This window comes from Streptomyces radicis, assembly GCF_003626575.1.
In the GTDB taxonomy this organism is placed as follows: domain Bacteria; phylum Actinomycetota; class Actinomycetes; order Streptomycetales; family Streptomycetaceae; genus Streptomyces; species Streptomyces radicis.
On the sequence record NZ_RBDY01000001.1, the window covers coordinates 415732 to 428416 of the forward strand.

Sequence of the window (12685 nt, forward strand, 5' to 3'; positions counted from 1 at the left end):
AGGGGGAGGCGAAGGGCGCCGCGTGGCCGAGGAGGAATGTGAACGCGATCCCGCACCCGGGGCGCCTCAACCGCCCGCTCGGCGGAGCCGCCGCCCTCCTGCTGCTCGACCGCGACGGCCGGATCCTGACGGGGACCGCGAGCACCGAGCGGCTGATCGGCCGCCGCCCCGGCGAGCTGCGCGGCATGCGGTTCTCCGACCTCGTCGGCGAGCCGGAGGTGTGGGCCGACCTGGAGGAGCTGACCGACGTCCACGAGGTGGGACATGGCTTCGCGACCCTGCGCCGCCCCGACGGCAGGAGCGCCGACGTGCGGATCGACGTCTTCCCGCTGCTGCCCGACCGCGCGCCCCGCCAGCTCGTCGCCCTCACCGCGGGCGACGCGGCCCGCCGCCAGGAGGAGAACCGCGCGCTGATGCGGGCGCTGTTCTCGCAGAGCAGGGTCGGCCTGGCCATCCACGACGCGGACCTGCGCATCACGCGCATGAACGGCGACCCCGCGGGCGTCGCCCGCCCCACCGACGCGCCCCGGGGGTTCACCCTCCCCGCCGCGCTCGACGACATCCTGGTGGCCGAGGACGCCCGGGCCACCCTCGACCGGTTCCGCCACGTGACCGCCGTCGGCGAGCCGCTCATCCAGTGGGAGCACTCGGGGCGCCTGAAGGCCGCCCCGCAGCGGGAGCGGCTGCTCGCCAGGTCCGCGCTCCGCCTCCAGGACACCAGGGGCCGCCCGCTCGGCGTGCTGAGCATCTTCAGCGACATCACCGAACAGCGGTTCGCCGACCGCAGGATGGACCTGCTGCACGACGCGGCCCAGCGCATCGGCCCCTCACTCGACGTCACCCGCAACGCGGAGGAGCTGGCCCGCGTGCTCGTCCCCCGGTTCGCCGACCTCGCCGCCGTCGACCTCTCCGAGGCGCTGCTCACCGGCGACGAGCCCGGCGCGGTCCACCACGGCGCGCCCGTGCGCCGGGTCGCCGCCGAGGCGGCCGACGGCGCGTGGCCGCCGGGGGCGCACGCCTGCGGCGCGACGTTCCGGATCCACCACCCGCCGGACCACTCCACGCCCGAGGTGCGCACCCTGCGCGAGGAAGAGGTCACCGAGCTGCGCACCGGATCCGTCGAGGACGCCCCTGACGCCCGCCCCGACGCCGACGACGGCGGGCTCCTGCCCGACGAGCACGGCTCCCGCATGGCCATCCCGCTGCGCGCCAGGGGACAGGTGCTCGGCTCGCTCGCCGTGTGGCGCTCGCCCGAGCGCCCGGCGTTCGGCGACTGGGACGCGGAGCTGGCCGAGGAGATCGGCTCACGCGCCGCGCTCAGCGTCGACAACGCCCGCCGCTACACCCGCGAACACCGCACCCTGGAGAGCCTCCAGCGCAGCCTGCTGCCCCAGCCCGACTTCGCGTTCAGCGCCGCGCGCGCCGCGGGCGGCTATGTGCCCGCGGCCACCGCGGCGGGCATCGGCGGCAGCTGGTACGACGTCATCCCGCTCTCCTCCGCGCGCGTCGCGTTCGTCATCGGCGACGTCGCCGGGCACGGGCTGAGCGCCACCGCCACGATGGGCAGGCTCCGCACGGCCGTCCAGACCCTCGCCGACCTCGACCTCGCCCCCGACGAGCTCCTGAACCGCCTCGACGACCTCGCCATCCGCCTCGCCGACGTCGAGCCGCACCCGGACGGCACGCGCGGCGGCGCCATCGGCGCCACGTGCCTGTACTGCGTCTACGACCCCGTCACCGGGCACTGCGCCATGGCCGCCGCCGGGCGCGTCCCACCCGTGGTCGCGGAGCCCGGCGGCCCGGCCAGGGACGTCACCCTCGAGCCAGGACCCTCCCTCGGGACCGGCGGCCCCCCGTTCGAGACGGCGAGGCTGCGCCTCGAACCCGGCAGCATGCTGCTGTTCTTCAGCGAGCAGCTCGTCGCCCGATCCGGGGAGGGCCGGGCAGGCGGCGCCCATGGCCGCGCGCGCCGACTCGCCCTGCTCCGCGACCGGGTGACCGCGTCGGCCGCGGCGGGCGACGCGCCCGCGACGGTCGGGCGCGCCGTCCTCGACGCGCTGCTGCCCGACCGCTCCCCGGCCAACGACGTGGCGCTGCTCGCCGCGACCGTGCACGCGCTGCCCGACGACGCCACCGCCGACTGGGAGTTCCCCGCCGACCCCGCCGCCGTGGGCCGGGCCCGCGACGCCGTCATCACCCGGCTGAAGGACTGGGACCTCGCCGAGCACGCGTTCGCCAGCGAACTGATCGTCAGCGAGCTGGTCACCAACGCCATCCGCTACGCGGGCGGCCCCGTCGGGCTCCGGCTCATCCGGGACAAGACCCTCATCTGCGAGGTCTCCGACCCCAGCGAGACGCAGCCGCACCTGCGCCGCGCCCGCCCCACCGACGAGGGCGGCCGCGGCCTGTTCCTGGTCGCCCAGGTCGCCCACCGCTGGGGCAGCCGCTACACCGTCTCGGGCAAGACGATCTGGACCGAGCAGCTGATGGAGCAGGCCGACCGGTAGGGGCGTCACCGGGTCGGCCGCCGGGCGGCGTTGTCAGTGGCAACGCCTAAGGTGTGGCTCGTGACCGTACGTGCCCGGACGACCAGCTCCCCGACCCCCGCGAGGACCGCCCCAGGACCGGCGGCCGACGAAGGACTCGCCCGTCGGCTGCGCGCCCTCGCCTGCACCGCGCCGCTGCACGACCTCGACGCCCGCAAGGCCAACCTCGCGGGCGAGTACGGCACCTACGCCATGGCCGAGGTGGCGCTCGCCGCGATCGATCACGTCACCCTCAGCATGGACTTCGACACCGGCGCGGACCACGAGGAGATAATCGCCCGCCTGCTGCCCCGCGTCGCCGCCCAGGCCCCCGGCCGTCCCCCCACCGAGCACGAGCGCGTCGCCCGCTGGGTGTTGGACAACCTGATCAACGTCGGGAGCGTCGACCGCGGATTCCGCGCGGTCTACGGGACGTTCGACCCCGACGGCGCCTATGTCCGCAGGGACTACGACTTCAAGCTCATCGAGGAGGTCCCGGGACCCGGCGGCGCGGTCTATCTGCGCACCACCGACGAGGCGGTCAACGTCCTGGTGGGCGCCCTCGACACCGATGTCACCAGCGCGCAGATCGCCGCCGAGGTCAAGCTCGACGTGCTCATCAGCCGCGGCCGCCTCGCCGACGCCCAGCTGGCCGCCGAGCAGGCGCGTTACCGCACGGTGCAGTACGCCGAGACGCTGCGCCGCACCCTGGAGACCACCAGGCGCGACGTCCGCGCCGTCGACTGGCTGCACACCGTCCCCGACCTCATCACCGAGGCCCTCGACCACATCGCCGACCGGTACCGCCACGAGAACGCCATCCTGACGAACATCCGCCGCGCCCGCGACGAGGCCGTCGACACCGGGCACAAGCTGCGCGCCGCCGAGCTGGTGGACATCGTCAAGGACTGCATCCGCCGCCACACCCGCCTCCAGAGCAGGCTGCTCGAGGCCGGGCCCCTCTTCCGCGCCGAGCAGGACCGGCAGGCGTTCCGCGCGCCCGCCGCCCGCGCGGGGACCGACCTGTACGGGCAGCTGCTCGCGCCGCTGCTGCCCCTCCCCGTCGAGCGGGCCACCCGCGTCACCGACGCCTTCTTCGCCCGCGGCACCGGACCGCGCCCGCCGGGCGCCGTCCGCGTCGCCGACCTCGTCGAGCTGCTGCTCACCCCGCCCACGCCCCGCGAGCACCTGGGCGCCGAGCTGCCGGAGCCCGACCTCGTCGCCACCCCGGACGACAGCCGGTTCAGCGACGAACAGCTCGCCGCCGCCCTCGAGTTGCTCCAGCTCCCCGAGGACGCGCCCCGCCGCCTCTCCGGGCTGCTCGCCGACGCGCGGCGCGCCGACCCCGACCTGCCCCACCTGGTCGCGCTGCTCGCCGTGCACGCCGCGAGCCCGCCGGTCGGCACCGCGCACCGCCAGGGCGAGTCCCGGCTGCTGTTCGCCGTCGACGACGGCACCCCGCTCGCCGACCCCGGCTTCGGGGGCGCCGACCTGATCGTCGGCACCGCCCTGCTCGGCCGGGTCGAGCACGCCGCACACGAGGAAGCCCCATGACAGAGAGCCGCACCGAGCCACGCCCCGACGCCCCCGCCGACGGCACGCGCGCCGGGGACCGGCGCGCCGAGGGCCCGCGCCCGCTCACCCCGGCGGACGCCGCCGACGCCGCGCGCCTGGTCTCCTTCGGCCTCCAGCCCAAGCTGGTCCCGGCCCGCGACGCCGAGTACGCCGGGCTCCTGCGGCGTTACCAGGAGGACCCCGCGTTCGCCAGGGTCGCCGACGCCGTCGCCACGGGGCTCGGGCTCGTCGTCCTCGAGGTCTCGCCGCGCGCCGGGATGGCGGTCACCGCCGCCGACGACTCCGTGTTCGCCGTCCGCATGGGCGAGTACGCCCGCCGCGCCACCGCCGACACCGCCGACCGCTTTCTGCACGGCCTGGCCCATCTCGCCGTCGCCGCCCTTGCGTTCCCCCGCCCCGAGGACCTCGCCGACGACGGATACCTCGGCCGGATCACGGTCAACGGCGTGGAGGCGTTCGTCCGCCAGGCGTGCCGCCGCCTGGCGGAGCGCGCCGCCGAGCACGGCGAGATCACCGACCCGGCCACCGACGCCCCCGGACTCGAGGCAGCCTGGCGGGTCTTCGACCGCCGCAGCGCCACCGGGGCCACCAAGGACGCCCGCAGGCTGGCGGGTTCGACCACCGGCATCGTCGGCAAGGCGGTCGCGTTCCTCGCCGACTCCGGCTTCCTCCAGCGCACCGGCGACGACGCCGGGGGCGCGTACCGCACCACCGCGCGCTACCAGTTGCAGGTCAGGGACATGGCGGCGGGCGCCGCGATGTCCGAGCTGCTCGCCCTCGGCGTCGTCCCCACCGACGACGGCTCGGGCTCCCTGGTCCCGGCCGCGACCGACGACTCCCTCGACCTGGTGGACGGGGCGGGGCTTCCGTTCCACCGCTGACCCACGTCCGACCCACGCCCGCGCACACCCCGAAGAGACCCGCCATGTACGAGCTGTCCCGGATCCGCCTCTACTCCATCGGGCCGGCCGGCGCCCGGTACGCCGACACCGTGCTCGACCTGCGCGACGTCGGCGATCCCGTGCCGAGCCCCGCGCCCACCCAGGCGGACTTCTTCGAGGACGAGCCCGTCGGGCCGCCCCGCCGCCCTGCCCCGGCGGGCGTCCTCTTCCTGGAGAACGGCGGGGGCAAGTCCGTGCTGCTCAAGCTGATCTTCTCGGTGATGCTCCCCGGCCACCGCAACACCCTGGGCGGCGCGAGCTCGGGCGTGCTCCGCAAGTTCCTGCTCGCCGACGACTGCGGCCATGTCGCCCTGGAGTGGCAGCACACCCTCACCGGCGAGACCGTCGTGGTCGGCAAGGTCAGCGAGTGGCGCGGACGCCAGGTGAGCAGCGACCCGCGCAGGTTCGCCGAGGCGTGGTACTCGTTCCGCCCTGGCCCCGGCATGAGCCTCGACTCGCTGCCCGTGGCCGAGTCCACCGTGCTGCGCCCCCGCCCCGACGCCGCCGACGGCACGTCGGGCGCCCGGGGCAGGCGCCGCACCATGAAGGGCTTCCGCGACGTCCTGACCGAGACGGGCAGGTCCTACCCCCATCTCGACGTCGTCTGGGAGGAGGTCCACGAGCGCTGGGTCGACCACCTGGGCCGCCTCGGCCTCGACCCCGAGCTGTTCAGGTACCAGCGCGAGATGAACGCCGACGAGGGCGAGGCCGCGGGCCTGTTCTCCGTGAAGAACGACTCGGACTTCACCGACCTGCTGCTGCGCGCCGTCACCGACACCCGCGACACCGACGGGCTCGCCGACCTCGTGCACGGCTTCGCCCACAAGCTGGGCCGCCGCGCCGAGCTGTCCGCGGAGCGGGAGTTCACCGCGGGATCCCTCGACCTGCTGGCCCGCGTCACCGAGGCGGCGGCCGAGCGCGAGTCCGCGCGCGCCGTGCACGGCACCGCCGAGCGCCGCACCCGCGCCCTCGCCCGGCGGCTGACCGCCAGGGGCCTGGCCGAGCGGTCCCGCGCCGCCGAGCTGGCCGCCCGCGTCGCCACCGCCGCGGCCGCGGCCTCGGACGCCGACCGCTCGCGGGCCCACGCGGCCCGCACTGCCGCCGAGTTGGACTTCAGGCACGCGTCGCTCGCGCTGGCCGCCGCGGAGAAGGGCGCCGCGGCGCAGCGCAGGGAGCTGAGCGAGGCCCGCACCCTCCACGCCGCCTGGCAGGCCGCCGAGACGGTCCTCGCCCACCGGGCCGCCGCCGACCGTTCGGCCCGCGTCGCCGCCGCGATCCGCGAGGCCGAGCGGGACGCCGCCCCCGCCCTGGCCGCCCGTGGCCGGGCGGCGGCCGCGCTGGTGCGCGCCCTGCACGCGGCCGCCGCCGCGAGCGAGGGCGTCGCGGCCGATGGCGAGGAGCGCGCCGCCGCCCTCAGAGCGGACTCCGAGGCCGCCCACCGCGACGCCACCGCGGCCGCCACCGAGGCCCAACGCGCCCGCAGCGAGGCCGAGCACCTGCGTCAACGCCTCGCCGAGGTCGAGCAGGAGACCGCGGAGGCCGTCCGCGCCGGCTGGCTCGAGGGCGCGGGCCCGCACGCGGACCCGGCCCGCGCGGCGCTCGCCGCGAGCGACGCCGAGCAGGCCGCCGTCGCCGCGTGGGAGGCGGCCAGGGAGACCGCCGCCCGCACCGCCGAAGAGGCCAGGGCCGCCGCCGCGGAGCACGCCGCCGCCGAGCTGGCCGCGGCCCGCGCCGCCGACGCCGCCCAGGCCGCCGACGCGGCCCACGCGGCCGAGCACCGCGCGGCCGCCGCCCTCGCGGGCGAGGAGCGCCTGGCCACGCTGCTCGGCCTCGCCCCCGCACCCGCGCCGGGCGAGCGACCCGACGGCGCCGAGGCCGCGGGCGGCCAGGCGCCGCTCGGCGCCGATGAGGTGGACCGTTCCGCCGAGACCCTGGGCGAGCTGCTCGACGAGGCCGTCGCGACGGCCGAGCGCCGCCTGTTCGACCTGCGGACCGCCGCGGCCGACGACTCCCGCATCCTGGGCGCCCTGGGCGACGGCGGGCTGCTGCCGCCGGGGCCCGACGTGCTGGCCACCGTCGAGTTCCTCGGCGAGCACGGCATCCCCGCGCTGCCGGGCTGGCGCTATCTCGCCCAGGCCGTCGACCCGGTCGACCACGCCGCCGTGCTCGCCGCGCGCCCCGAGCTGGTCGACGGCGTGATCATCACCGACCCCGACAGCCACGCCCGCGCCCGCGAGGCGCTCGGCGCCGCCGCGCTGCTACCCCGCTCCGCCGTCGCCGTCGGCACCGCCGCCGCGCTGCTCGCCCCCACCCCGCCGCCCGGCGGCCAGGACAGCGGCGTCTTCCTCGTCCCGCCCAACCCCGCGATGCACGACGAGCGCGCCGCCGACGCCGAGCGCCACGCCCTGCGCGAGCGCGCCACCGCGCGCGACGCCGACATCCGCGCGCTGGCCGCCGGGATCGCCGCCGACCGCCGCCTGGCCGCCCGCCTCGCGTCGTGGCGCGCGGGCTGCCCCGCGGGGCGCCTTGCCGAGCTGGCCGCGGGCGCCGAGGCCGCGGCGACCGCCGCCGAGGCCGCCGCCCGCCGCCTCACCGACGCGGCCGCCGCCCGCGCCGCCGCCGATGAGACCGCGGCCGAGGCCGCCGCCGCCCGCGACGACCGGCAGGAGGCCGCCCAGCGCGCCCGCCGCTCGGCCGACGCCCTGGCAGGCCTGGCCTCCCGGCTGCGCGAGCGGGCCCGTTGGGCCGCCAGGGTCAGGGAGTTGACCGCCGACGCCGCCGAGGCCGAGGCCCGATCCGCCGCCTGCCTCGACCGCGCCCGCGCCGCCGACGAGGACCACCGCGGCGTCCAGCGCGCGGCCGACGACGCGCGCCGGACCGCGCGCGCCCTGCGCGCCGAGCGCGCCGAGGTCACCGGCGCCCCCGAGGACCCCGAGCCGCCCGCCCCCTCGAGGGCCGAGGCGTCGCTGCCCGCGCTGCGCGAGGCGTACCGCTCGGCCTCCCAGCTCTACGAGAAGGTCGGCGTCGGCGCCGACCTCCGCGCCGAGCAGGCCCGCGCCGAGGGCGACGAGAGCGCCGCCCTTGCCGCGCTCGACCGCCTGAGCAACAAGGTGCGCACGCGCGCCGCCCGCCTCCTCGACGGCACCGAGGGCGCCGACGGCCCGTCACGACAGGCCGCGGCCGCCCGCGCCGAGGCCCTGGTCCAGCTGATCGAGGGCCGCGCGGCCACCGCGAGCGAGCAGCTGGGGCGGCTGCGCGGCGAGGCCGAGCGGCTCGCCCCCGCCGAGGGCGGCGCCCACATCGAGCTGCCCGACGAGCTGGTCCCCGCCGACGCCGAGCGCGCCAGGGAGCTGTGCAGGGCCGCCACCGCCGACGTCGCCGCGCGCGAGGCCGCGCTCCAGGCCGCGCGCGAGACCCACGAGGAGCTGTCGGCCGACCACCGCGCCGCCCAGGACGCGGCAGGCGGCTTCGACGAGATCGCCGCGCTCCTGCGCGACCTGCTGCGCGACCCCCCGCCGGGCCAGGCCCCCGCCGACGCCGCCACGGGCGAGCCCGAGCCCGCGGCGCCCGAACCCTATGGCGGCACCCTCGCTGAGGCCCGCGAGATCGCCACCGCGACCCGCCGCGACCTGCGGTCACGCGCCGCGGGCCTGGCCGCCGCCGAGGCCGCCGTCAGGGAGGCCGCCGACCGCCTGGTCCGGCACGCCAACGCCACCAGGTTCGAGCACGTCCGCACCCCCGCCCGCCAGCAGATCAGGGAGCTGCCCACCGCCGCACTCCCGGCCCACTCCGCCGCCTGGGCCGAGGCGTTCGCCCCCAGGCTGCGCGTACTCACCGACGAGCTGGCCCAGTTGGAGCGGAACCGGGACGGCATCGTCGACCGGCTGCGCGGCCTGGTCGAGTCCTCGCTCGACACGCTGCGCTCGGCCCAGCGGCTCTCCCGGCTCCCCGAGGGCCTCGGCGAGTGGTCGGGCCAGGAGTTCCTGCGGATCCGCTTCGACGACCCCGACCAGGCCACCCTCACCGAGCGCCTCGGCGAGGTCGTCGACGAGACGACCCGCGCCGCCGTCAGGAAGAACGCGGACCTGCGCCGTGACGGCATGTCGCTCCTGCTCCGCGGCGTCCACGCGGCCCTCGGCCCGCGCGGCGTCCAGGTCGAGATCCTCAAGCCCGACGCGGTGCTGCGCGCCGAGCGGGTCCCCGTCGGGCAGATGGGCGACGTGTTCTCCGGCGGCCAGCTGCTCACCGCCGCCATCGCGCTGTACTGCACGATGGCCGCCCTCAGGGGGAACGACCGGGGCCGCGACCGCCACCGCCACGCGGGCACCCTGTTCCTCGACAACCCCATCGGCCGCGCCAACGCCACCTATCTCCTGGAGCTGCAACGCGCGGTCGCCGACGCCCTGGGCGTGCAGCTGCTGTACACCACGGGCCTGTTCGACACGACGGCGCTCGCGGAGTTCCCGCTGGTCATCCGCCTGCGGAACGACGCGGACCTCCGCGCGGGGCTCAAGTACATCAGCGTCGAGGAGCACTTGCGCCCCGGGCTGCCCTCGCGCGAGCGGGCGGCCGAGCCGGTGCACGGCGAGATCACCGCCACCCGCGTCTTCCGCCGTCCCGCCGCCACCGCGGACGAGCCGGGGCGGTGACGGCCGAACGGCCCGCGGCGACCCGCCCGTTCAGCGGCGGCGGGCCAGCGGGCGCCGCCGCGCCGCGCTGCTCGGCGCCGACACCACACCGTTGCGCTGGAGCCACGCCTGCCGCGTGATCCAGATGTCGAGCACCGCCCAGGTCGCCACGAACGTACTGGCCACCGAGGAGAGCACCATGGGGAACGCCAGCCAGGATCCGGCGAGGGTGCACAGGAGCACCACGACGACCTGGGTCAGCGTCAGTGCGATGATGATGACGGCGCGCACCGCTGCGGTGCGGACCGTGTCCGGCATGCGGGGTCTCGCATACACTCCGCCTTCGCTCCCTGTCAGGTGAGATGCGCGGATATGTCCTCCGTCCCACATGGTAGAACGCCTTGCGGGCCGGGTCAGGACGCCCCAGGACGAGCGCCCCGTCGAGTCAACTCCAGGCGATCCCCGGGTGATAGGCGAGCGCGCGCCCGACCGGTAGTAGGCTCGCGCTGCCGGACGGTGTCGGTGACCGCCGTCGGCTCGCCGGGAGAACCCAAGGGGAGGGCATGCGCTTTCGCGGCACATCGGTGCGACGCAGGACGGCGGCCCTGATGCTGGTGCCCCTGCTGTCGCTCGTGTCGGTCTGGGCGGTGGCGACGTTCATCACCGTGTCCGACGCCCGGTCCGCCCTCGCCGCCTCCGACGCGGCCGACTTCCTGACCGGGCCCACGCAGGGCGTGATCGGCGCGGTGCAGGCGGAGCGCCGCCAGTCGCTGCTCCACCTCGGGGACCCGCGCAGGGCCGAGGAGTTGAGCCGCCTCCAGGATCTGCGGGCCGCCACCGACGAGGCCATGGCCGGGCTCAGGGACGCGGCGGGCCGGGGCAGGGGCGACCTGGGCGGCACGGGAGAGGAGCGCCTCGACGCGCTGCTCGCCGCGCTCGACGACCTCGACCAGCTGCGCGACCAGGTCGACAGCAACACCATCGACCGCCCCGACCTCCTGGACGCCTACAGCGGCGTGACCGGCCCTGGCCTCGGCCTCCTCGCCGTCCTCCCCCCCGGCGCGGGAGCGGACAACGACCGGCGGTTCCGCGCCGTCGTCGGCCTCGCCCAGGCCCGCGAGCACCTGTCCCAGGAGGACGCGCTCGCGGCGGGCGCGCTGGCCGCTGGCGTGGTCACCACCTCCGAGCTGCGCGGGATCGACACCCGGATCGTCAGGCGCGAGACGGCGTACGAGACGTTCCTGCCCGACCTCCCGGTCGACGACCGGCAGGCCCACGAGAGCTTCTGGGACAGCGGCCGCGGGCGCATCCTGGTCACCACCGAGGAGGGCCTGCTCGAGGGCGGCGCCCCCGTCGTTCCCGCCGACCACTGGGCCGACGCGGCCACCGGCGCCCTGGAGTCGCTGGGCGAGCTGGCCGACGAGGCGAGGGGCGCGGCCGACGAGGACACGGGCCCGGCCGTCACCGGCGCCGTGTGGCGCGCCGTCCTGGTGGGCGGCGTCGGCCTGGTGGCCGTGGTCGTCTCCGCGGTCGTCGCGCTGCGCGTCGGGCGCGGCCTCGACCGGGACCTCCAGGCCCTGTCCCGTGAGGCCAGGGACGCCGCCGAGCTGCGGCTCCCCGGCGTGATGCGGCGGCTCGACGTCGGCGAGCACGTGGACGTGGAGACCGAGGCGCCGCGCCTGGAGTACCCGCCCGACGAGGTCGGCGAGATCGGCCGCGCCCTCAACACCCTTCAGCGCGAGGCCGTTTCCGCCGCCGTCGAGCGCGCGGAGACCCGCCGCGGCGTCTCCGAGGTGTTCGTCAACCTCGCCCGGCGCAACCAGGTCCTGCTGCACCGTCAGCTCGGCCTGCTCGAGGCGTTGGAGCGCCGCACCGAGACGGCCGACGAGCTGACCGACCTCGTCCGCGCCGACCACATCGCCACGCGCATGCGGCGGCACGCCGAGGGCCTTGTCATCCTCTCGGGCGCGGCCCCCGCGCGGCAGTGGCGCAAGCCCGAGCAGCTGATGGACGTGGTCAGGGCGGCCGTCGACGAGGTCGAGGAGTACGAGCGCGTCGAGATCCACCGGCTGCCCCCGCTGGCCGTCACCGGAGGAGCGGTCGCCGACCTCACCCACCTCGTCGCCGAGCTCCTGGAGAACGCCACGGTGTTCTCCCCGCCGCACACCGCCGTGCAGGTCACGGGCGAGCGCGTCCCGCACGGCTTCACCCTGGAGATACACGACCGCGGCCTCGGCATGACCGCGGAGGCGCTGCGCGAGGCCAACCAACGGCTCGCCGAGACGCCCGAGTTCGAGCTGTCCCACACCGACAGGATCGGCCTGTTCGTCGTCTCGCGCCTCGCCGACCGGCACGGCATACGCGTCGCGCTCAGGGACTCGCCCTACGGCGGCACCACCGCCGTCACCCTGATCCCGGGCGAGCTGCTCACCGAGACCGCGGAGGAGCCGCCCGAGCGGGAGCGGCTCCCGCGCTCCCCGCACCGCCCCGCGCTCCTGCACGGCCCGATGGACGGCCCGGTCGAGCTCGAGGCCCCCGTCGGCCCCGACGACCACGACCCGGCGGCCGAGCCTCCCGTGGAGCACACCGCGGCCCAGGAGCCCGACACGGTGACCCCGCTCCCTCGGCTGCCCCAGCGCCGGGCCGCGCCCGTGCTGGTCTCCGACCACGGCCGCACGGTCGGCCCGCCGCCCGAGGCCGAGCAGGAGGCGCGCGGACCGGCCCGCCACCGGCAGCAGCGCCCCGGGACCGAGGGCACCACGGGCGCGGGGCTGCCGCGCCGCGCCCGGCACGCGGCCCCCGCGGGGCCCGTCGCCCCCGCCGCCTCCGTTCCGGCCCCCGGCTCCACCCGGGAGGCCGAAGCACCACCCGAGCTCGACGCCGAGCAGGTGCGGTCCCGCATGGCCGCCCTGCAACGCGGCTGGCGGCTCGGCCGTCAGCAGAGCGAACCGGACGGGGACGACTCCCCGCCCCTGGCCCGCCCTTAAGAGACCCAGATCACCGTGAGGCAGGACCG

At 77.1% G+C, this 12685-nt stretch carries 6 protein-coding genes; 5 read left to right on the plus strand and 1 reads right to left on the minus strand.

Features of this window, described 5'->3' with window-relative positions; genetic code table 11:
* Window positions 1-38: 38 nt before the first annotated feature.
* Genes D7318_RS01890 through D7318_RS01905 form a run of 4 tightly spaced genes read left to right on the plus strand, consistent with a single transcriptional unit; the run spans window position 39 to window position 9690 of the window.
* On the plus strand, window positions 39-2507 hold the full coding sequence (locus D7318_RS01890; protein ID WP_120695025.1) for a SpoIIE family protein phosphatase: 2469 nt from the start codon (window positions 39-41) through the stop codon (window positions 2505-2507).
* A 60-nt stretch (window positions 2508-2567) separates the two neighbouring features.
* Entirely contained in the window at window positions 2568-4079 is a 1512-nt protein-coding gene (locus D7318_RS01895; protein ID WP_183091231.1) for a hypothetical protein, read from the plus strand.
* Window positions 4076-4981 carry a hypothetical protein gene (locus tag D7318_RS01900; protein ID WP_120695027.1) on the plus strand — a complete coding sequence of 302 codons (906 nt, stop codon included), beginning with the start codon at window positions 4076-4078 and terminating at the stop codon, window positions 4979-4981. Before D7318_RS01895 ends, D7318_RS01900 begins: the two co-directional genes overlap by 4 nt.
* A 44-nt stretch (window positions 4982-5025) precedes the next feature.
* Entirely contained in the window at window positions 5026-9690 is a 4665-nt protein-coding gene (locus tag D7318_RS01905; protein WP_120695028.1) for a hypothetical protein, read from the plus strand.
* A 30-nt stretch (window positions 9691-9720) separates the two neighbouring features.
* On the opposite strand, the gene D7318_RS01910 is transcribed toward D7318_RS01905, so the two are convergent.
* Entirely contained in the window at window positions 9721-10005 is a 285-nt protein-coding gene (locus D7318_RS01910; protein ID WP_408055432.1) for a hypothetical protein, read from the minus strand.
* Window positions 10006-10232: 227 nt separating this feature from the next.
* On the opposite strand from D7318_RS01910, the gene D7318_RS01915 reads away from it, so the two are divergent.
* Window positions 10233-12656: a sensor histidine kinase gene (locus D7318_RS01915; RefSeq protein ID WP_120695030.1), complete on the plus strand. Its 2424-nt coding sequence runs from the start codon at window positions 10233-10235 to the stop codon at window positions 12654-12656.
* Window positions 12657-12685: the final 29 nt, after the last annotated feature.